A 20,178-nucleotide genomic window follows, 5' to 3' on the forward strand; every position below is an offset into this window, starting at 1 on the left:
CAGCAGACCCCTGTATTTATTTAATTAGTTTAGAAAAAGCTTCGCAGGATCTTTGTATTAACAGTGAAATAACTGATTATTTGTTGTGTTGTTGCGATATTTTATCGGTAACTTTTCTAACTTATAAAATAGCTATAAAGATGTAGCAGATATTGATTAGAGCGATTGGAAAAGGTATCCATTTGCGTATTTCACTATCAGCTAAAGCGATAATTATTATGACTGCAAGCGCTCCTGACGATAAGGATAAAACCAGGTATGTTTTATAGACAGGCAAAACTTTAGTAAAGACGACTGGCCATATCTTTGGATTATTAATTTCTTCCCCTAACCAAGTATCAAATTGATGTCTTGGCCCGACAAGACTTGCACGCTTAATTGTGGCGTATAGAATGATTGATGCTGCCATAAAGAAAACAATCGATAAAATATCACCCGGCATTTCGCCTCCTGAATTTCAAAGTTAGCTAAATTCGGCTTTCTTCTTTGAGCATACGACAACAATTGCAGGGCAGGCTTTTTGGTGCTTAAATTTTAAATTGACGGTTGTTTTACGGCGTTAAAATTTAGTTTTGTGTATATCGCAAAGAAAATATGTTCCGAAAACATCATTATTAGGGATTTTCTTAGGAGCTAAACTGGATCAAAAAGGCGTACAAAGCAACGCTTCTCTAGATATGCTGAGCAGGTTTTTACCCGGAGTTCTGCTGTGTTTAGCCGGCGGTGCAGGGGCGGTGCTAGCCGTTAAAATATTGCCGGCATGGCACCCGACATTTGCGGCGGTGAGCCCGCTATTGCTAGCTATCCTGCTCGGGGTACTAGTTGGGAACACGGTGAAGCTCCCCGCCAGTGCGCAGCCGGGGCTGCAGTTTAGCGCTAAAAAAGTGCTGCGCTTTGGGATTGTGCTGCTGGGGCTGCAAATCTCGGTTGCCCAGATTTTAGATTTGGGTTGGGCTCCGGCGCTGCTGGCATTGCTCGCGGTGGTCTCCGGTTTTACTTGCGCCCTGCTTTTGGGTGCCGCACTCGGTCTCTCCCTGCCGCAACGCTTGCTGATTGGCGCCGGTTTTGGCATCTGCGGCGCGGCAGCGGTTGCGGCGGTTGACGGGGTGCTTGACGACGACAAAGAAGAGCACGAAACCGCGACCGCCTTGGGGTTGGTTGTGCTGTTTGGGACGCTGATGATTTTCTTGCTGCCTTTGGCGGCAAGGCTTGCGGGGCTTAGCGACTGGGAAACCGGAGTGTGGGCGGGTGCGAGCGTGCACGAGGTGGCGCAGGTGGTGGCAATTGGTGGATCACTCTCAGCCGCAGCGCTCAGCGCAGCGGTAGTTGTGAAACTATCTCGGGTGTTGCTGCTCGCGCCGGTGATGGCTACGATTAGCGTGTGGCGGCGTCACAACAACGCCAAAAGCGGCGGAAAATTACCGCCAATTATGCCGCTGTTCGTGTTTCTGTTTATCGTGATGGTTGCGGTGCGCAGCCTGGCGCCGTTGCCAGCGGAGTTACTGGCGGCGGTGAACCTGGTACAAACCGTGCTGTTAGCAGTTGCAATGTTTGCGCTCGGTCTGGGTGTGCGCTTCAGCGTTTTCAAACGTGGCAGCTGGCGGCCTTTTGTTGTCGCTTTAGTGACGACACTGGTAATTGCTGTGGTCACATACGGTGGCCTGGTGCTATTAATTGATTAGCTTGCAGATGCGCGGGTGGATCTGCCTCGCGCCGGAGACTATGCGCCAGGGTCGAGATTCTGCTGCTGCAGAAGCTGCGCGAGGCGACGCGACTTTCGTGGCAGGCGACGGCGATGCAGTAAAAGCCTAAGCACCCAAACAGCGGGTTTGCGCACCGGAGGGTAAACAAGCTTTAAAGTGTCAAAAGCGGTTGGTTTGTATAGTACCCCGCGCTCTTGTGTGAAAGCCTTAAAAGACCATTTGCCATGATAGCTGCCTTGGCCGCTTTCCCCGACACCGCCGAACGGAAGATAGGGGGTGGCGCTGTGCAAAACTGCGGCGTTAATAGCGAAGCCACCCGAAAAAATCGCTTCCCTAAATTTTGCAGCTAAGCGTTTAGAGCTGGTGAAAATGTACGCAGCCAGTGGTTTTTCCCGCTCGTTAATAGCTGCCGCGGCGGCCCTCCAGCTAGTGATTGGCAATACGGGTAAAATCGGGCCGAAAATTTCTTCCCGCATTGCCGGGTGTTGTTGGCTGACACCAAACAAAATAGTTGGCGCTACGAAACGGTTTTGTGGATCCGCCTCACCACCGTGCAGGAGCCGAGCATCAGCATCAGGTTGCTGCATACTCGCCAGTCTCGTTGCGTGTTTCACGGTTATGATACGGCCGTAAGATTTTGAGCTGCGCGGATTTGGGTATGCGTTTTTCACCGCTTTAACCAGCAGCCGAGAGAACTTTTTTGCGACTTTTTCGTGCACATAAACATAATCAGGAGCTGTGCATGTTTGCCCCGCATTTAAAAATTTTGCCCACACCAGCCTTTTTGCGGCGACCTTGAGATCGGCGTCGTGATGCACATACACCGGAGATTTACCGCCTAGTTCGAGCTCCACCGGAATGAGTTTTTCAGCGCATTCGGCAGCAATAATTTTCCCGACTCTGGTAGAACCCGTGAAGAAAACCTTGTCTGGTTTGGCAGAGATTAATTCGGTTACCGTTTGTGCATCTCCTGTAACAACTTGCACCGCACTCGAATCTAAATATTGCGGCACCAGCCGGGCGACAACATCAGCCGTGTGCGATGCTAACTCACTCGGCTTCAGAATCACGCAGTTTCCGCCTGCTAAGGCTCCCACCAAAGGAGAGAACAGCAGTTGTAACGGGTAATTCCAAGGTGCAATTATCAGCACTGTGCCGAGCGGATCATGATAGACCCTGCTTTGTGCCGGCTGTAGCGCGAGCGGCGAACGTACTTTTTGCGGCCGCAGCCAACCTGCGAGATTTTTATAGGTGTGACTTATTTCCGCCAGCGTTTGCCCGATTTCAGTGCTCCAAACTTCAACTGCGGGCTTGCCCAGATCAGCCGCTAAAGCTTTTTCAAAAGCTTTGCGGTTTTCTAACAGCAGCCGTTGCAGCGCGGCGAGCTGCGCTTTGCGCCATGCCAAATTTCTAGTTTTGCCACTGGCAAAGGTATTTTTCAAATTAGCAACTATTAGCGAACCGGTCACACTTAGACAATACTGGGTGCAAGTTGAGATGTCACTAAAAGTTTTCTCGCAGACGTCATAACTTGCGGTAACCATAGAGCGGCTGTCAGCTAAGCTTTGTAAGCTATTGCCATGACTTTGACGCAGCAGGCTCCTGATGCCACCGCGACCGATATGGCGACGGTGGAGCGTTTGGCTGCGCGCTTTGGTAAATACCGGGAGCGGTGGCAGGCCTGGCTGCAGCAGCATCCGGTGCTGCGTTTTATCTATCGTACACTATTGATTACGGTTGCTACGGCGGTGATTATTGCCGGTATTCTGATGCTGGTTTTGCCAGGGCCGGGGTGGCTCACGATTTTCTTGGGGCTTGCGATTTTAGGTTCTGAGTTTGCCTGGGCACGCCGCTTGTTGGCGTGGCTGCGCCTGCAGCTGAACGCGATGCTTTACCGCTGGAAGCAGTACCGCGCGCAGCGTCGCGCCGCGAAACAGCGTCCTGCCGCGAAATAGGGTTGCGTCACGAAGCAGGGTGGTGGCCGCATCTGGCACAATAGTACCTAGCGTCGCGCCTAGCGCAGCCGCAGCCTAAGCGCAGTTACCGATGAGGCGGACATCCGGGTGACTGTCGAAGCGGTAGCCGCTGCCGCGCACGGTGCGAATGATGTCTTGGTAGGCGCCGAGTTTTACCCGCAGCCGGCGAATATGCACGTCAATGGTGCGGGCGTTTGGTGCGGCCTCGGCTGCGCAGCCTTGCCAGAAATGCGCGAGGATGTCTTCCCGGGTCACGGTCTGTCCCTCTCGCTCTACAAAAAACTGCAGCAGTTCAAACTCTCGCACCGTCAAAGGCGCGGCAACATCGTCAAGCAGCACCCGGCTGCGACTGAGGTCGACGGTGACCCCACGAGCCACGCGCTTGACGAGATCACTGCGTTTTGCGCGGGCGGTGGGCTCGCCCAAAGCTAGCCGGGTCACGTCAATATCGCGGCCCCCAACAGCCGCCGGAGCAACCGCGAGGGTGGCGTGGCTCTGCGACTCGGGAGTCAGCTCGCTGAGCTTCGCTTTCAGCCCCGCAATAACCTCGCTGAGTGACGTGCCCGCCGCCGCCAACTGCTCCTCGGTGACGCCGACGTAGAGCGCGAAGCCCCGCACCGCGCCGGAGAGAGTCTGCGGAGCGCTAGATGCTGTGAGAACTGGTGCGTTAAGAACTGCTGCCTGTGACATGATGATAATCCTTGTGTGCCTAAAAAGCAGGTTTCCCTGCGAGCGCAGCTGCATCAAAATTTGGTGGAGTGCGGATCAGCCCGCCACCCCGGGGTGCGCCTTAAGAGGCGATGAACTTGCAAAGGTTTAAACAGTCTGCGCGAAACGTTGATGATTGCTGAACCGGAAATCGGTTAGCGTGAGAAAAACCAGGCTGAGCTGGTGTGGCTGCGACCGCCGAAATGGCTTTGCTACCGAATAGCTTTTTGTGCCAGATGGCTGTTACTGCCGAACGCGAAGCAACTTGTTAGGCGCACATTCGCATGCGCATCTCACTACGGCGGCACATCATCATGCCGATAACTCCAGAGTTCACCCCGTTAACGATGATCTGGTTAGTGAGAATATTAGACATGCTTGTTATTCTAATATGACAAACAGGGGTTGTGTCAAGCTTTACGCGTGTCACGCAGTCAAAATTGGTTTTGCTGCGTCATTGTGTGACGTTAACCGCAATTAGTTTTAAGTGTATGACGCAGCACGCCGTGCTGTCGTTTAAAAGTTAGTGCGCGGTGCCGTAAAGCCGGTCGCCGGCGTCACCGAGACCCGGCACAATAAATGCCTGCTCGTTCAGCCCCTCGTCAAGCGCGCCGAGCACGAGCCGTACTTTGCGGTCGCGTGCCGCCTGACGAATCACTTCAACGCCCTCCGGGGTGCCGAGCACGCAGATTGCGGTGACGTCGTCTGCGCCACGCGCGAACAGGAAATCAATTGCGGCCGCGAGTGATCCACCCGTTGCCAGCATCGGATCAAGCACGAAGCACTGCCGCCCCGAGAGGTCTTTCGGGAGCCGCTCCGCGTAGGTGGTGGGCTCTAGCGTCTCTTCGTCGCGAGCCATGCCTAAGAACCCCACCTCAGCGGTTGGCACCAGGCGCATCATGCCCTCCAGCATGCCAAGGCCGGCGCGGAGAATCGGCACCACCAGGGGGCGCGGTTCGCTCAGCGCAACACCGGTGGTGGTCGCAACCGGTGTTTCAACGGTGCGCGGGGTGACTCGCACCTCGCGGGTGGCTTCGTAGGCGAGCAGCGTCATCAGCTCTTCGATAAGCTGCTTAAAAATCGGCTGCGGCGTGTTTTTGTCGCGCAGCACGCTGAGCTTGTGAGTGATGAGAGGATGATCCGCTACAAATACCTGCATAGTTACCTAGTTTAGCGCAGCACCCTGGAAGTGGTGGCGGATCATCCCGCCCCGCAGCGCCTCACCTTTTCGCTGCGAAGAACCGCTGCAGTTCGGCCGCGCACTCGGTGGCACACACACCGCCGGTAACCTCCGGCACAGGGTGCGGCAGATACCCGTCGCGCAGCACGTCATAAACACTGCCGGCGGCACCGGCTTTATCGTCCCACGCGCCGAAAACCACTTTGCCAACCCGGCTCGCTAAAATCGCCCCGGCGCACATCACGCAGGGCTCCAGCGTCACCGCCAGGGTGCAGTCGCTCAGCACCCGGTCTTGGCGGGCCAGAGCCGCCGCGTTGAGGGCTACGATTTCGGCGTGGCCGGCGTAGTCGCCGGTGGTCGCCCGGGTGTTAGTGCCGACCCCGATAACCTCACCGGCGGCATCGAAAACCACCGCCGCAACCGGCACTTCGGAGGCTGATCCACCCCGCAAGTGTGCGAGCGCAGCACGCACCTGGGCTTCTTCAACAGCGGTATAGAAAGTCACGGTAAATAGGCGCAGTGGCGCGCGGTTTAGTCGTAGCTGAGGGTGACGATGGTGGAGGTGGAGGCGGTGAGGGTGTCGTCAAAGTAGACGTCCGGGGTCACAAAAATGTGTTTAGCTGCTGGTAGCAGACGGTTGATGCGGCGCTCTGCCACGGTTAGAGCAGCCGACACCTGGCGCATCTCAAGCTCTGCAGGGAGCGAGACTTTGGCGCCGACCACCAGAGTTTCACCATCGATATGGAACAGGGTGACGCGGACGACGCGATCAATGTTGGTGATTTGCAGCAGCTCAGCTTCAAGCTGCTGTAGCAGCTCGTTGTCGCTCGGCTGCGCGCCCGCCGGACTAGTTGAGGTCATGTGCCGCTCCTCCTAGTGAGAGTTTCTGGAGTCTACAATGGCACAGCTACCTTAGAATGAGCTTATGACTAACACCACCGCGACCGCAGCTGCCACCTCAGACATTGCGCTTCCCGCGCACATCGCCTTCCTCGGGCTGGGCTCGATGGCCGGCGCGATTATGCAGGGGCTGCTGGCCACCCGTGATGCCGCCGCGCCGCCGCTGAAGTGCACCACAAAATCAGCCGCGTCCGCCGCTCAATATGAAGCGGTTGCGGGGATCAGCGTCACGAGTGTAGAGCAGCACAGCGAGGCAAACCGTGACGCGGTGCGGCAGGCGGAGCTCGTGGTGCTCGGGGTGAAGCCGTGGGGGATTGTAGAAACTCTTACTGAAATCGCCGCTGAGCTGCGGCCGGGAGCGGTGGTGGTGAGCGTTGCCGCGGGCGTGCCGCTTGCGAAAATGCGGGAGGCGCTGCGGCAACGGCCGGATGTGCGGCTGGTGCGCGCGATGCCGAACACTCCGGCGCTTATCGGCAAGGGGGTCACCGGGATTGCGGTGGAACATTTGCCAGCCGCGGTGGCGAGCGGGCAGGGTGCGGATCCGGGGGCGCAGGCTGCCGCGGTGGCGACCGCGCTGTTTAGCGCCGTTGGCGAAGTGGTGGTGGTGCCAGAAACTCAGATTGACGCGCTGAGCACAGTGTCTGGGTCAGGGCCGGCCTACCTGTTTTGGTTTGTGGAGCAGCTGACGGCTGCCGCGGAGCGTCTCGGCTTCGAGCCCGAGACCGCGACGGTGCTGGCGCAAAACACTGTGATTGGCGCCGCCCAGTTGCTAGAGCAGGGCAGCAAAACCGCGGCGGAACAGCGTGCCGCAGTGACCAGCCCGAACGGCACCACCGAGCGGGCTTTGCAGGCCTTTAATGCGGCTGACCCGGAGGCGATGTTCGACCGCGCCTTGGCGGCGGCGTTGCAGCGAGCGGCTGAAATCGCTGCAGCCTAGCGCCCCGGCTGGGTGCCGCGCGTGGGGTTAGCCGAGCGTTGCGAAGCGCTCCACGTCGCTCGTGGTGCCAGACACGATAATCTTGTCGCCGGCGTTTACCACGGTGTCGGCGGTTGCATAAGTGAACGGCAGATACGGTGATTTCACACCCACCACGGTAACCCGGTAACGGGTGCGCACCGCGCTGCTCGCCAGCGAGAAACCCTGAATCACGCGCGGCGGATACATTTTCGCCATCACGAAGTCATCATCGAACTTGATGAAGTCAAGCATCGAACCGTTAACCAGGTGCGCCACCCGCTCGCCCGCCTCGCGCTCCGGGTAAATGACGTGATGCACGCCGATGCGCTCCAAGATTTTGCCGTGAGAGGCAGAAATCGCCTTCGCCCAAATCTGCGGCACCCCGAGATCCACCAGGTTCGCGGCAACCAGCACCGAAGCCTCAATAGACGAACCAACCGCGACCACCGCGACCTGAAATTCGCCGGCACCAATCTGGGTTAGCGCCTCTAACGAGCGGGCATCGGCCTGCACCACATGGGTGACGCGATCCGCCCATTTCTGCACCAGCGAAGCGTCAGTGTCGACCGCCAAAACCTCGCAGTCGAGATTGTCGAGCTGGCCGGCACACGCCGCGCCAAAACGACCTAAACCAATCACCAAAACCGGTGAATCATGCTGAATATCAACCAACGATCGGCCTTTCCTCAGGGAATCTAAACATGTGGCTGCGTTTGGTCGCAGCGATGGCGGAAGCGAGCGTCACGGTGCCGACACGGCCGGCCCAAATCGTGATTGCGAGCACCGCCTTGGCAGGGCCATTGAGTTCTGCGGAGAGACCCGTAGAGAGGCCACAGGTCGCAAATCCGCTGATCACCTCGAAAGCGACACGATCTAGCGGATAGCCCGAAATGTGCGTGATAGTGATGGTCGACACCGCCACCACGGTGGCGCCCCAGATCACCACCGAAACCGCGACGCGGAGAGTCTCGGAGGGGATGCGGCGGCCGAAAGCCTGCGCGTCAGTGTAGCCGCGCGCCTCCGCCCACGCCGCCAAAAACAACACCGCCAGCGTGGTCACTTTAATGCCGCCCGCGGTGGAGGCTGATCCACCACCAACAAACATCAGCATGTCAAGCACCAGGTGGGTGGAGCCGTGCATCAGGTGTGGATCAACCACACTGAAGCCACCCGAACGGGTCATAACCGAGGTGTAGAACGAGTGCAGCGCCGTCTCCCAAAAATTTTGCGAGCCGAAAGTTGCAGAGTTGTTAGCCTCAAGCGTGGCGATTGCGATCCACCCGCAAATAATTAGAATCAGCGTGGTGGTGAGGGTTAGCTTCGCGTGCAGCCCGATGCTGCGGGTCGCCGATTTTTTGTGCGCGGTGCGCAGGTAACGCCACAGCGCAAAAATCACCGGGAAACCGATGGATCCCAAGAACACCCCGAGCGCCATTGTGCCGAGCATGAAACCGTTGCCCTGAAACGACGCGAGACCGTCGGCCATCGGCACAAAACCGGTGTTGGTGAAGGTGGTGATCGCGAGGTAGCCGCTGTACCACAGCGCGTGCGGCACATCGTAGCCGGAGAGCAGCAGCTGCGGGAAAAACAGCGCCATCAGCGCGGTTTCAATAATCAGGGTGCTGGCGATAATCGCGAACAGCAGACCACGCATGTCGCCGAGGCTGGTGCCGCGGCTGGCATGCGAATCAGCGTTGTAGTCGTGTTGCAGCGCGCCGCCGTCGCTCTTGGCGAGCAGACGTTGACGCAAACCCAGTTTGCGAGTCACGGTGAGACCCAGAATCGCCGCGAGCGAGAGCACCCCGATGCCGCCGATTTGGGCGCCGAGCAGAATTATGACGTCGCCGAAAACCGACCAGTGTGTGGCGCTGTCAACAACCGTCAGGCCGGTGACGCAGATTGCCGAAACCGCGGTGAAAAAAGCGTCGATAACCGGGGTGGCTTTGCCATCGGCGGCGGCGATGGGGAGCGATAAAAGCAGCGTCCAGACCCCGATTAGCAGGGTAAAAACCACGATTGCGAAGCGCGCCGGAACCGTGCGGAAGGCGTGCCTCACCGCCTGCCCTCGCGACAGGTTAGTGCCGGTCGAGGTAGGTCGTGATCCGCTAGCTAGAAAGCGCGCCACGCAGCTCCGATCTGAATGCAAAATATGGGTTTATAAGGGCGGTCACCGCGGCAGCCAAACAGTCGTCGCAGCTGACCGAAAGCTGCCGGTGTGGCAGCACGCAGCCAATTTTACGCTCGTAGCAGTTAACACGCCAGTTAAAAGCTGTAGGCTTAATGGTATGTCTGACATCTTTAACGTGATTGCTGATGCTACGCGGCGCGATATCTTAGTGACCCTGCTGGAGGCAAAAGAGACCCGCAAAGATGGGGAATTGAGGGTTTCAGACCTGGTAGAGGAGCTGCAGATCAGTCAGCCCACAGTTTCAAAACACCTCAAAGTGCTCCGCGACGCTGCGGTTGTGACGGTGCGCGAAGAGGGCGCAGCCAGGTATTACAAACTCGATGTGGAGCCCCTGCAAGAGGTCGAAGATTTCGTGCTGAGCTTCCTGATTACCGACGCTGATGCAGAAATTACCGTGGAGTATATTTCTGAAAACGGCGAAAACCTGGGTGACCTGGAGTCGCAGAGTGTGCTGCCGGAGCCGGTGTCGCAGGCCGCCGCAGAGGTTGGTCGTGCTGCGGCGCTCGCCGCGAAACCGGTGAAAGAGCTGGTTGCGCGGTTTAGGCTGCGCGGCTAGGCGGCTCGGGTGACAGCTGTGGGTGCCGTGGCGCGGCCGGTGATTCTTGACACCGATCCGGGGATTGATGACGCGGTGGCGCTGATGCTTGCCGCGGTCAGCCCCGAAATTGAACTGCTCGGCATCACCACGGTTGCGGGCAATGTCGGGGTTGAGGTGACAACCCGTAACGCTTTAGCGCTGTGCCAGCTGCTGGATTTGCAGTGTCCCGTGGGCAAAGGAGCGTGGCGCTCGCTCGCGGCACACGGGTCGCGCGATGCGGCGCATATTCACGGCGCAGACGGTTTAGGCGGGTGGCGTATCGCGGATCCGCCAGCGACTGCTCAGCCAGAGGCCGCACTGGGGCTGCTCAGTAGGTTATTGCGCAGCGCTGCCGCTGCGGGGCAGCGGGCGACGATTGTGGCGGTGGGGCCGCTCACGAATATTGCGCAGCTGCTGGTCGCGGACGCTGCCGCGAGTGATTTAATCGCGGAGATTGTGGTGATGGGCGGCGGTGACGGGGAGCGCCTCGGTAATGTGACCCCGCGCGCAGAGTTTAATATTTACACTGACCCGGAGGCTGCCGCGATTGTGTTTAACAGCGGGGTGCCGGTGACTATGGTAGGGCTTAACGTCACGGAGTTGGCAACCCTGGGAGCTGCGCATTTGCCGCAATTGTTGGCGCACGGCGGGCCGGTCGCGGAAGGTGTGCAGGTAATGCTCGGGGCCTATAAAGACACTCCCGAAGAGGCGGGGCTCACCGCGCAGCATGATTCTTTGGCGCTCACTGCGGTGCTCAGGCCGGAGCTTTTGACGCTGCGCCCGGCTCAGGTGCGAGTGCACGTGATGCCCGGGGAACGCCGCGGCGAGACCGAGGTGAGCTATGTTGCAGGTGTCGATGCTGCTGGTGCTGCTGGCGCAGCTTCTGCGGATGCTGCCGACACAGCCGCTGCTGCTGCTGCTGGCGCTGGCGCTGCTGCCGGCGTTGGTGCTGCGGGGCAGCCCGGGCGGGTGCGGGTGGCGACCGCGGTTGATGTGCCGCGGTTTCGGGAGTTTATGGCTGAGCGGCTGTTTGCAGCCGCGCAGCGGGCCGCCCGCATGTAGCCTGTATTGGCTTAACTCAGCTTTTCAGAGTAAACTATAAAAATTGTGGGCTGTGAAATCAGCTCAGGTATACCAAAAACCTTCTAGACATGAGGTGAACACCATGGGTTCAGTTATTAAGAAGCGTCGCAAGCGCATGTCAAAGAAGAAGCACCGCAAGTTGCTTCGTAAGACACGTCACCAGCGTCGTAACAAGAAGTAAAAAAGTAAAGCGTCGAGAGTTTTCTCGGCGCTTTACTTTTTTGTGCAGCTGGGCGGTGGTGCGGGCTGCCCCGCCGGGCGCTTTCGCAGCTTGTTTTCATGTCGGGTAGGGCACACTAGAAGGGTACCTACTGGCGATATCGACAGGATGACATGGCAAGCGAAGTAGTTGAACTCACCCTCGTGGGGAAACCTGATTGTCACCTTTGTGACGATGCAAAAGAGGTGATTGAGCGCGTGCGCAAAGCAGCCGCGAGCAATGAAATCGGGTTGCAGTATGTCGAGGTTAACATTCTTGAAAACAACCAGATGGCTGAAAAATACGGCGAAGAAATTCCTGTCGTGTTGCTTAACGGCAGCCCCTACGCTTCCTTCCACATTTATGAAGACAAGCTCGCCTACGCGATCTTGCACGAGCGTGACCGGATGCGCGCCAAAGCCCGCCGCTGGTGGCGCCGCCGTAAATAGCGCGAGGTAATTTAACGCCTCGCAGCGCGTGTATAATTGCTCTCCGAGGTAAAAAATGAGTTCTGATAACGACGCGGTAAAATTCAGAATTACCGCTCCGGGATACAGCTACGCAAAATGGCGTTTTGTGGTCCCGATGCTGATTAACGCTGTCGCTGCTGCGACGCTAATTATGGTGCCCACCGCTGTGGGTGCGATTATTTCAGAGTTCGCAGCGGGCAACGTCACCGCTGCGCTGCGCCTACTGATGTTTATTGTCCTGTCTTTGTTGCTGCAGGTCACCAACGAAAAAACCACGTTCGCGATTATCATGCGGCTGCAGTTCGAGGTGATTCGCGACTGGCGTAACTATATTTTCCAGCTGATCAAAAAAACTCCGAAGCAGGTTGACCCCGGCGAGGTCATCTCTGTTGTGGTGAAAGACAGCAAGAGCATTGCGATGCTGCTGTTCTCCTTCCCGGATGCTGCCGGCTCAGTGGTGGTAGCGGTTGTCGGCACTGTTCAACTGTGGCTCATCAGCCCCGCGCTCGCGGTCACCGCGCTCAGCGGCATTATTTTGGCGGGTGTGGCGCTGTCACTAATCTCGAAGCTGCTAGAAAAACGCGGCACCGTGCGCCGCCAACGCACCGGCGAAAACGCTGCCCGAGCCACCGATATTGCAACCAGTCTGCGCACTATTGCGGGCCTTGGCGCCGGCGCGGAGATGCGCCGTCGGCACCGTGATGCTGCCCATAACCTGCGTAACGCGAACGTCGCATACGCCCGGGTCGCGATGCTCACAACCGGGGCGCGGCTGACCCTCGTCGGCATTACGACTTTGCTCGCGGTGGGCATGGCGCTCACCGGCAACCTGGTAGACGGAGTGTGGCGCACCAACGTGGAGCCGAGCCAGCTGGTCGCCGTCGCCGGTACTGTGGCGTTGATGGTCGGCCCGATCTGGACCTTCGAAATGATGTTGGTCGGCTATCGGGAAACACGCGTCGCACTGCGACGCATCAAAACCCTTGAGCAAAAACAGTACGAAAAGCCTGCCGCCCTGGCAGAGCTGACGGTGCCAGCCGAGATTCTCGCCGGGCAGCAGCTGGTGTATGTGGATCCACGCTCCGCAGGTTTAAGCGCCCAAGAGTACGCCGAATCTCTCGCCGCAAAAATGCGGGAGCAGCAGCGTGGGCGGGTGCTGTTAAGTCAGTCAAACCCCACTATTTTTGCGGGATCGCTGCGCTCCCACCTGACCTGCGACGAACTTGCGGTGAGCGACGCTGACCTCACCTGGATGCTGGAGCTCACCGACTCGCTAGAAATCGCGCACCGTCTCGGCGGGGCAGACCCGGCAGAGTATTTCGCGGCCGAAATCAGCTCCGAGGGCGCGAACCTCTCGGGCGGGCAGCGGCAGCGCCTGGCGTTGGCGCGGGCCCTGCTGCAGCCGGCGGCGGTGCTGATCTGCGCCGAACCGCTGAACTCGGTCGACGAGCCGAGCCAGAAATACATTTTTGATCGGCTCGAACAGGAGTTGGGCTCACATCGGCTGCTGCAACACCTGCGGCAGGTGATTGTGGTGAGCACCACCTCGCAGGTGCAAAACCGCGTCGCCGCGGCGCAAGCGGCAGCGACCGCGCCCGGTACCGCTACCACGACTGCCACCGCAACCACGCCCGGTGCAACAACCACAGCTGCCACCGCAGCAGCGGCGCACACCACGAAGGAGGCAAAGTAATGACCGAAAAAACTCTGCCTCTGGCGAGCACTAAAACCACCTGGGCGAAGCTCGGCAAATTAGCGCTGCGCAACCGCCTCAGCCTCATCGTGGTCGCCTTCGCCTTCGTGATCTCTGCGTTCGCGGCGCTGGTTACCCCCATCATGATCGGTAAATTGGTGGATCAAGCCGCCGCCGGCGAGCTCACCGGATTCCCGTGGCTGGCGCTCGGGGTGATTCTCGCCGCGATCGTGGTGCGCGCAATCACGTCGATGCTGTGGCAGTATCAGGGCAATAAGATTGGTAGCAGCATCAACCGCGACCTTGGTGTTGAGGTGATGGCCGCCTCGCTTGATTTGAACGCGCAAACTATTGAGGATGCCGGCAGCGGCGACCTGGTGACCCGCGCCACCAACGATCTTGACGCGGTTAACGACAACGTGCTGCGTTTCTTCCCGATCGTGATTTTCTCTCTGGTCTACCTCGTGGTGATGTTCTTCACGATTGTGACGCTCAGCCCGGTGGCTGCGGTGCCGCTGATTATCACGGTAATTGGGGTGCCGGTGCTGCTGTGGCAGATCCTCCCGCGCATCTCTAAACGGGTGGTGGAAGTGACCCGCGAAACCGCGGCGCTGTCAACCAAGGTCACCGAAAATGTGCGGGGCCTGAGCACTATCAAAGAGCTCGATATTCTCGATGCCCGCGAGGAAGTGTTGGCGGCGCAAAACCGGCGGCTGTTTGCGCTAGAACGGCAGATGGTGCGGCTGCGCACAACCCTGTGGGGCAGCATTGTGCTGGTCGCTGACCTGCCGCTTATCGTGTCGCTGCTGTGGGGTTTTTACACCGTAAATCAGGGGTGGACAACCTGGGGCGTGGTCGCCACCGTTGCCATCACCCTGTTTAACCTGCGCTGGGTTATCGACGAGTTCGCGTGGTGCCTCGATAAGATTCGTGAAGGCTCGGTGATGCTGAGCCGGGTGTGCGGGGTTATTGAGCTCGCTGAAAAACAGCGCGCAACCCGCGAGCAGGCGCAGCAACAGCTGCAGGCGACAGGCGGCAATGATACCGCGGTTGCGGCGCAGAACGTGGTTTACGGTTACGATGTAGAGCGCCCGGTGATGAAAGACATTAACCTTAAGCTGCAGCCGGGGGAGTCGCTCGCCCTGGTGGGGCGCTCCGGGTCGGGTAAAACCACCCTGGCGCGGCTCATCGCGGGTTCCCTGACCGCTGACCAGGGCACCGTGACGGTGCTCGGTAAAGCTGTCGGTGCGGGGCTCTTCCCAACTGAAAAAGCAGCTGATGGCAGACCGCGGCTCTTGATTTGCACCCAGGAAGCACACCAATTTGTGGGCACCCTGGCAGACAATCTCACGGTGGTTGCGCCTGATGCGACCCCGGAGGCGATGCGCGCGGCGCTGGCAACCGTGGGAGCTACCTGGGCTGACGAGCTGCCGCAAGGGCTTGACACCGTGCTCGGAGACGGCGGCACCACTCTGACGCGCGATCAGGTGCAGCAGCTGTCGCTGGCGCGGATTGCGTTGGCGGATCCGCACATCATAATTCTTGATGAATCCACAACCCAACTGGAGCTGCTCGACGCGGCAGAATCAGTACGGGGGCTGATGGCCGGGCGCACCGTGATCGTGATTAGCCACGACGCGCGGATCGCGGGGCTGGCGCAGCGCGCGGTGCTGCTGGAGGAGGGCGAAATTGTTGCCACCGGCACGCCGGAGGAGATTTTCGCCCGCGCCTGAGTGTGCGGCTGAGCCGAGCCCCGCGGTGGCGCAAGGTGTACGGCTGAGCCGAGCCCCGCGACGGCGCGCCTACAGTGCGCGGCGGCTGGCGGCCAGTCGTGTGCGGAGCGCGGTTTCGGCAGCAGGGCTTTAGGCGGCGGCCAAAACCTCGTAGCACGCGGCTAAGCGGTCAAACCACCAGCGGCGGCGAGCCGGATCCACCGCATATTCACGCAGCAAAGCAGCATCCGGCTGCGCCGCAACCACCGGCAACTGCCCCGCAACCGGCAGCAGTGGCTCGCGTGTCACATCAGCCTGCAACAGTGCCGCAGTGCCCAACCCGCACGCACCGCCAAACAGGTGCGGTGGCAACGCCGCGGCAAGCTGCACCCCGGCGGCGATGCCCACACTGGTGTCGAGTGCGCTGGAAACCACCGCCGGCAAGCCCGCCGCCGCAACCAGCTGCAACGCCCGCGCCGCACCGCCCAAAGGCGCCGCCTTCACAACCAGCAAATCCGCAGCATTCGCCCGCGCCACCGCGAGCGGATCAGACGCCTTGCGGATACTCTCATCCGCCGCCACCCGCACCGCGAGCCCTGCCGCCTGAAGCTGCGCCCGCAGCTCAGCCAGCTCCGCAACCGTGGCGCAGGGCTGCTCCAAATAGTCGAGATGATACGGCGCCAATTCGCGCGCCGCAGCAAGCGCGGTGTGCACATCCCAGCCGCCGTTCGCGTCCAAGCGCAACAGCGGCGGTGGCAGGTCGCGCCGCGCAAAATCAGCGTGCACCGCGCGCACCCGCGCCACGTCATCACGGAGCGTCTGGCCGCGCTCCGCAACCTTCAGCTTCACCGTAGTGCAGCCCGGAAACCGCTGCAACACAGCCCTGACGTCAGCCGGATCCACCGCAGGAACGCTGGCGTTCACCGGCACCGCATCGCGATAGATTGCGGGCTGAGCGCCCCAACCGTGGTTGATGGCAGCGGCGAGCCACTGTGCCGCTTCAGCCGGCTGATACTCCAAAAACGGCGCGAATTCGCTCCACCCGGACGGCCCGTGAAACAGCATCGCCTCCCGGTGCGTGACTCCGCGGAACCGGGTGTTTAGCGGCAGCGCCACCACGTGCGCGGCAGCTTGCAGCGTCGCCAGGTCAGGCAGCGGGGTGCTGAGCAGCGGTGGCAGGGAAAAAGCAGCTGAGTGCGGATCCACCAGCACCATCCTTTCTTCCCGGGTGCAAAACTGCAACAAAGCATAACAGGTACACTTAAAGCATGGCAGAAAAAGCGGAAAATCAGGTTTCGGAGCTGTTCGACGCGAGCCAGTGGCGCCCCGCCGCCGGCAGCGAGCACTACACTGACATCACGGCGCACCTCAGCCTAGATGGCAAGATTGCGCGCATCGCGTTTAACCGGCCCGAAGTGCGTAACGCTTTTCGGCCGCAAACCGTTGATGAGCTTTACGACGCGCTAGAACGGGTGCGGGTGGATCCGGCCGTCGGTGTGGTGCTTCTCACCGGTAATGGGCCGAGCCCGAAAGACGGCGGCTGGGCGTTTTGCTCTGGCGGCGATCAGCGTATCCGCGGGCGCGACGGCTACAAATACGCGGAGGCGGAAACCGAGGTGACACCGCGCGAGCAGGCGCGTGCCGGGCGGCTGCATATTCTTGAGGTGCAGCGGCTGATTCGTTTCATGCCGAAGGTGGTTATCGCGCTGGTGCCGGGGTGGGCCGCGGGTGGCGGGCACTCCCTTAACGTGGTGTGCGACCTTACGATCGCGAGCCGCGAACACGCCCTGTTTAAGCAAACCGACGCTGATGTGGGATCGTTTGATGCGGGCTACGGCAGCGCCTATTTTGCGCGACAAATCGGGCAAAAATTTGCGCGGGAGGTGTTCTTCCTGGCGGAAACCTATGATGCGGAGCGCGCCTATCAGATGGGCGTGGTAAACCGGGTGGTGCCGCACGCCGAGCTGGAACAGACTGGTATCGCGTGGGCGCGCACAATTCTCGGCAAGTCGCCGACCGCGATTCGGATGCTGAAGTACGCGTTTAACGCCGTTGATGACGGCATTGTCGGGCAGCAGCTGTTTGCCGGCGAAGCCACTCGCCTGGCTTACGGCACCGACGAAGCGGTTGAGGGGCGCGATAGCTTCCTCGAAAAGCGCGACCCTGACTGGTCAGCCTTCCCGTATCACTTTTAGGTTTGGCGATGAAGAAAGTCTTACAAATCCCCACCGCAGATATTGCGCTGCTGTATGGCGCGCTGCAGGATGCGTTGGCGGATCGCGCGGTGCTGGTGCCGCTCTCCCAAGGAGCCGCGCCGTTAAGTGCCGCCGAGCTTGCCCAGCTGCGCCCGGAAACCGCGGTGATTATTCGCACCTCAGGCTCTAGCGGCTACCCGAAAGCGGTGGAGCTCAGCAGCGCCGCACTGCTCGCGAACGCCGCCGCCGCGCACGAGGCACTCGGCGGAGCCGGGCAGTGGCTGGTTGCCCTGCCGCTGGAGTATATGGGCGGTCTCGGGCAGGTGGTGCGTAGTATTCACAGCGGCATTAAGCCGGAGTTCGCGCTTGACGTCGATGCGGCGACACTGCTGCAGCGGGCCGCCGCAATGCCGCACGAGAGACGGTATCTGGCGGTGGTGCCGGTGCAGTTGCAGCGGCTGCTGCGGTTAGCCGCCGCTGATCTGGCCGCGCGCGAAACCCTCGCGGGGCTGGCGGCGGTGCTGGTTGGTGGCGGGCCTGTTGCGGTGGCGGATCGGCAGCTCGCCTGGGAGCTCGGCGTGAACCTGGTGCGCACCTACGGCTCCACCGAAACCGCTGGCGGCTGCGTCTATGACGGGGTGGAAATCGGCGACACGCTGATCCGCGTGCGCGATGGCGAAGTGCAGCTTGCCGGCAGCAACCTCGCACTCGGCTATTTGGGTGACCCGGAGGCGACAGCTGCGGCTTTTATCACTGATACTGCGGGTACACGGTGGTATCGCACCGGTGACAGCGGTAATTTGCTGGGCGGGATGCTGGAGATTACGGGCCGGCGCGACAGAGTTTTTATTTCCGGGGGCGTGAATGTGGCGCTGGATCGCCTCACCGCGGTGTGCGAAAAAATGTTGCCCGGCAGCGAGGTTGCGGCGGTTGCCGTGGCTGATACGCAGTGGGGTGAGCGGGCAGTGCTGCTGCAAGCGGCCGAAGCGGGCAGCCCCGAAAATAGTATGCAGCTTACGGAGTTAAACGCTGCGATTGCTGCTGAGCTGGGGCCCGCCGCGAAACTGCTGCGGATTTATACAGTCTCAGCGTTGCCACGTCTGAGCAATGGCAAAATAGACTGGGTAATCGCAACGCAGCTCGCATCACAGTTGCTGCGCGAGGAGCAAGTTGGCGCGGAGGGAGCCCAAAATGCGCACGAATGATTTATTTTTTAACGCCCGCTGGGAAAAACACGAGGATAGAATTCGGGAGAACGCTAAAAAAGCCATGTTTGCAGACAGCGACGCATACCGCCGCCCAACACTCAGGGAGTGGATCGCCGGCGCGCGCCTGCGCACCCTGCCGTTGGCGTTCGCCCCGGTGATTGCCGGCGCGGGCATCGCTGACGCGGTGCAAAGCTTTAGTCTCACCCTGACGCTGTTGGCGCTCGTGGTGGCGGTGCTGCTGCAGATTGGCGTGAATTACGCTAACGACTACTCTGACGGGATTCGCGGCACCGACGAGTTTCGGGTGGGGCCGGCGCGGCTGACCGGCTCAGGCGAGGTGAATCCGCGACTGGTTTTGCGAGCGGCGCTGAGCTGTTTCTTGGGTGCGGCGGTTGCCGGCTTAATCGCGGTGGTGCTGAGCGGGAAATGGTGGTTTTTAGCGCTCGGCGTAGTGGCGATTATTGCCGCCTGGTTTTACACCGGCGGTAAAAAACCCTACGGGTATATGGCGCTCGGCGAAGTTTTTGTGTTTATTTTCTTTGGGCTGGTGGCAACCGCTGGCACGTATTATTTGCAGTCTGACATCGTGGTGCAGGAAATCTGGTGGGCGGCCGCGGCAGTCGGGTTGTTTGCGGTGGCGGTGCTGATTGCTAACAACACCCGTGATATCGCAACCGATAAGCTCGCCGGTAAGCGCACGCTTGCGGTGCTGCTGGGCGATCGTGCAAGCCGGGTTCTGTATGTTTTGTGCGTGCTGCTGCCGTTCGCGGTGCCTGCAGTTTACGGGCTGTTTTACAGCGGCCTAGTGCTGGTTTTCTTTGCGCTGTTTTTGGTGATTCCGAGCTGCATTATTATGCTCACTGGGAAAACCCCGAAGGAGCTGATTCTGGTGTTGCAGCTGACCAGCTTCGCGGCGCTGCTGTACGCGGTGCTGCTGGCGCTCGGTTTCGCCGGCTAAACCCGGTCGCTGCTCGGCTGGGTTGCCGGCTGCGCTGGGAGCTGAGCCGCAGTTTGCGCGGCGGGGTGTGCGGCTTCTGCAGCTGCAGTGTGTGCCGCTTCGCCAGACGCAGGCGCCGCCTCGGCGGAGCGCGCAGCCTCCGCTGCGTCGATTAGCTCATCCTCTGCGGCGGCTTCATCCTGGTGGCCCTTTGCGCGCCAGTGGGCGACCCCAGCGGCAGCCTGCTGGCGCAGTTTTGACAGCAAAAGCACGGACAGCGCAACCGCAATAACTCCGGCGGTGACGGCGGCAAAAACCACGCCCCAGGTCAGACCGTTACGCTGCTCGGCCGGCAGCAGCAACATAATGCCGATGAACGGCACCGTGAAGAACAGCAGACGTAAAACGGTGTACAGAACCCATGCTTTTTTAAAACTCACAGCCTTATTGTAGACTAGAAAACCTCTGTAACGCCGGTGCGCGAGTGGGGG

Annotated in this window: 22 protein-coding genes; 12 read left to right on the top strand and 10 right to left on the bottom strand. The window is 59.9% G+C overall.

Annotated elements, in window-relative coordinates:
- Positions 1 to 121: 121 nt before the first annotated feature.
- Complete coding sequence (locus F5897_RS03685; protein WP_183304515.1) at positions 122 to 442, bottom strand: hypothetical protein; 321 nt, start codon at positions 440 to 442, stop codon at positions 122 to 124.
- 235 nt (positions 443 to 677) lie between these two features.
- Here F5897_RS03685 and F5897_RS03690 point away from each other — a divergent pair, with 235 nt between their 5' ends.
- Positions 678 to 1,682: a YeiH family protein gene (locus tag F5897_RS03690; protein ID WP_183304516.1), complete on the top strand. Its 1,005-nt coding sequence runs from the start codon at positions 678 to 680 to the stop codon at positions 1,680 to 1,682.
- A 38-nt stretch (positions 1,683 to 1,720) separates the two neighbouring features.
- Here the strand turns inward: F5897_RS03690 and F5897_RS03695 are convergent, their stop codons facing one another.
- A complete protein-coding gene (locus F5897_RS03695) occupies positions 1,721 to 3,400 on the bottom strand; it encodes an aldehyde dehydrogenase family protein (protein WP_343048783.1) in 1,680 nt (559 codons plus the stop codon).
- Between F5897_RS03695 and F5897_RS03700 the strand changes: the two genes are divergently transcribed.
- Positions 3,284 to 3,658, top strand: coding sequence for a TIGR02611 family protein (locus F5897_RS03700; protein ID WP_183304518.1), 375 nt, complete (start codon positions 3,284 to 3,286; stop codon positions 3,656 to 3,658). The genes F5897_RS03695 and F5897_RS03700 overlap by 117 nt on opposite strands.
- 75 nt (positions 3,659 to 3,733) lie before the next feature.
- Here F5897_RS03700 and F5897_RS03705 read toward each other — a convergent pair whose 3' ends face one another.
- The 4 genes from F5897_RS03705 to F5897_RS03720 all read right to left on the bottom strand — a co-directional run bounded on the left by F5897_RS03705 (position 3,734) and on the right by F5897_RS03720 (position 6,428).
- A complete protein-coding gene (locus F5897_RS03705) occupies positions 3,734 to 4,369 on the bottom strand; it encodes a winged helix-turn-helix domain-containing protein (protein WP_183304519.1) in 636 nt (211 codons plus the stop codon).
- 541 nt (positions 4,370 to 4,910) lie between these two features.
- Positions 4,911 to 5,546 (bottom strand): uracil phosphoribosyltransferase, encoded by a 636-nt coding sequence (upp, locus tag F5897_RS03710; protein WP_124824770.1) that lies wholly within the window; start codon positions 5,544 to 5,546, stop codon positions 4,911 to 4,913.
- A 61-nt stretch (positions 5,547 to 5,607) separates the two neighbouring features.
- Positions 5,608 to 6,072: a nucleoside deaminase gene (locus F5897_RS03715; protein ID WP_183304520.1), complete on the bottom strand. Its 465-nt coding sequence runs from the start codon at positions 6,070 to 6,072 to the stop codon at positions 5,608 to 5,610.
- A 26-nt stretch (positions 6,073 to 6,098) separates the two neighbouring features.
- Positions 6,099 to 6,428 carry a hypothetical protein gene (locus tag F5897_RS03720; RefSeq protein ID WP_124824772.1) on the bottom strand — a complete coding sequence of 110 codons (330 nt, stop codon included), beginning with the start codon at positions 6,426 to 6,428 and terminating at the stop codon, positions 6,099 to 6,101.
- Between the two features lie 64 nt (positions 6,429 to 6,492).
- On the opposite strand from F5897_RS03720, the gene proC reads away from it, so the two are divergent.
- Positions 6,493 to 7,404, top strand: coding sequence for a pyrroline-5-carboxylate reductase (gene proC, locus F5897_RS03725; protein ID WP_183304521.1), 912 nt, complete (start codon positions 6,493 to 6,495; stop codon positions 7,402 to 7,404).
- Positions 7,405 to 7,431: 27 nt separating this feature from the next.
- Here the strand turns inward: proC and F5897_RS03730 are convergent, their stop codons facing one another.
- Together F5897_RS03730 and F5897_RS03735 are read right to left on the bottom strand one after the other, a co-directional pair.
- Positions 7,432 to 8,097: a potassium channel family protein gene (locus tag F5897_RS03730; RefSeq protein ID WP_124824774.1), complete on the bottom strand. Its 666-nt coding sequence runs from the start codon at positions 8,095 to 8,097 to the stop codon at positions 7,432 to 7,434.
- Positions 8,090 to 9,550: a potassium transporter TrkG gene (locus F5897_RS03735; protein WP_233574359.1), complete on the bottom strand. Its 1,461-nt coding sequence runs from the start codon at positions 9,548 to 9,550 to the stop codon at positions 8,090 to 8,092. Before F5897_RS03735 ends, F5897_RS03730 begins: the two co-directional genes overlap by 8 nt.
- 160 nt (positions 9,551 to 9,710) lie before the next feature.
- Between F5897_RS03735 and F5897_RS03740 the strand changes: the two genes are divergently transcribed.
- The 6 genes from F5897_RS03740 to F5897_RS03765 all read left to right on the top strand — a co-directional run bounded on the left by F5897_RS03740 (position 9,711) and on the right by F5897_RS03765 (position 15,368).
- Positions 9,711 to 10,169: an ArsR/SmtB family transcription factor gene (locus tag F5897_RS03740; RefSeq protein WP_124824775.1), complete on the top strand. Its 459-nt coding sequence runs from the start codon at positions 9,711 to 9,713 to the stop codon at positions 10,167 to 10,169.
- 9 nt (positions 10,170 to 10,178) lie between these two features.
- Positions 10,179 to 11,252 (top strand): nucleoside hydrolase, encoded by a 1,074-nt coding sequence (locus F5897_RS03745; RefSeq protein ID WP_183304522.1) that lies wholly within the window; start codon positions 10,179 to 10,181, stop codon positions 11,250 to 11,252.
- Between the two features lie 103 nt (positions 11,253 to 11,355).
- Entirely contained in the window at positions 11,356 to 11,454 is a 99-nt protein-coding gene (locus F5897_RS03750; RefSeq protein WP_005504750.1) for a 30S ribosomal protein bS22, read from the top strand.
- 152 nt (positions 11,455 to 11,606) lie between these two features.
- On the top strand, positions 11,607 to 11,921 hold the full coding sequence (locus tag F5897_RS03755) for a glutaredoxin family protein (RefSeq protein ID WP_183304523.1): 315 nt from the start codon (positions 11,607 to 11,609) through the stop codon (positions 11,919 to 11,921).
- 55 nt (positions 11,922 to 11,976) lie between these two features.
- Complete coding sequence (locus tag F5897_RS03760) at positions 11,977 to 13,635, top strand: ATP-binding cassette domain-containing protein (protein WP_183304524.1); 1,659 nt, start codon at positions 11,977 to 11,979, stop codon at positions 13,633 to 13,635.
- Positions 13,635 to 15,368, top strand: coding sequence for an ABC transporter ATP-binding protein (locus F5897_RS03765; protein ID WP_183304525.1), 1,734 nt, complete (start codon positions 13,635 to 13,637; stop codon positions 15,366 to 15,368). Before F5897_RS03760 ends, F5897_RS03765 begins: the two co-directional genes overlap by 1 nt.
- A gap of 129 nt (positions 15,369 to 15,497) precedes the next feature.
- Here F5897_RS03765 and F5897_RS03770 read toward each other — a convergent pair whose 3' ends face one another.
- Positions 15,498 to 16,553 (bottom strand): o-succinylbenzoate synthase, encoded by a 1,056-nt coding sequence (locus F5897_RS03770; protein WP_343048785.1) that lies wholly within the window; start codon positions 16,551 to 16,553, stop codon positions 15,498 to 15,500.
- Between the two features lie 62 nt (positions 16,554 to 16,615).
- Between F5897_RS03770 and F5897_RS03775 the strand changes: the two genes are divergently transcribed.
- The 3 genes from F5897_RS03775 to F5897_RS03785 all read left to right on the top strand — a co-directional run bounded on the left by F5897_RS03775 (position 16,616) and on the right by F5897_RS03785 (position 19,708).
- On the top strand, positions 16,616 to 17,542 hold the full coding sequence (locus F5897_RS03775) for a 1,4-dihydroxy-2-naphthoyl-CoA synthase (RefSeq protein WP_183304526.1): 927 nt from the start codon (positions 16,616 to 16,618) through the stop codon (positions 17,540 to 17,542).
- Between the two features lie 8 nt (positions 17,543 to 17,550).
- A complete protein-coding gene (locus F5897_RS03780) occupies positions 17,551 to 18,747 on the top strand; it encodes an AMP-binding protein (protein ID WP_246332225.1) in 1,197 nt (398 codons plus the stop codon).
- 64 nt (positions 18,748 to 18,811) lie between these two features.
- Positions 18,812 to 19,708 (top strand): 1,4-dihydroxy-2-naphthoate polyprenyltransferase, encoded by an 897-nt coding sequence (locus F5897_RS03785; protein WP_246332233.1) that lies wholly within the window; start codon positions 18,812 to 18,814, stop codon positions 19,706 to 19,708.
- Here F5897_RS03785 and F5897_RS03790 read toward each other — a convergent pair.
- Positions 19,705 to 20,127, bottom strand: a complete 423-nt coding sequence (locus tag F5897_RS03790; protein WP_158608083.1) for a DUF4229 domain-containing protein — start codon at positions 20,125 to 20,127, stop codon at positions 19,705 to 19,707. The genes F5897_RS03785 and F5897_RS03790 overlap by 4 nt on opposite strands.
- Between the last annotated feature and the right edge of the window lie 51 nt (positions 20,128 to 20,178).

Source organism: Canibacter oris, assembly GCF_014197205.1.
Classification (GTDB): domain Bacteria; phylum Actinomycetota; class Actinomycetes; order Actinomycetales; family Microbacteriaceae; genus Canibacter; species Canibacter oris.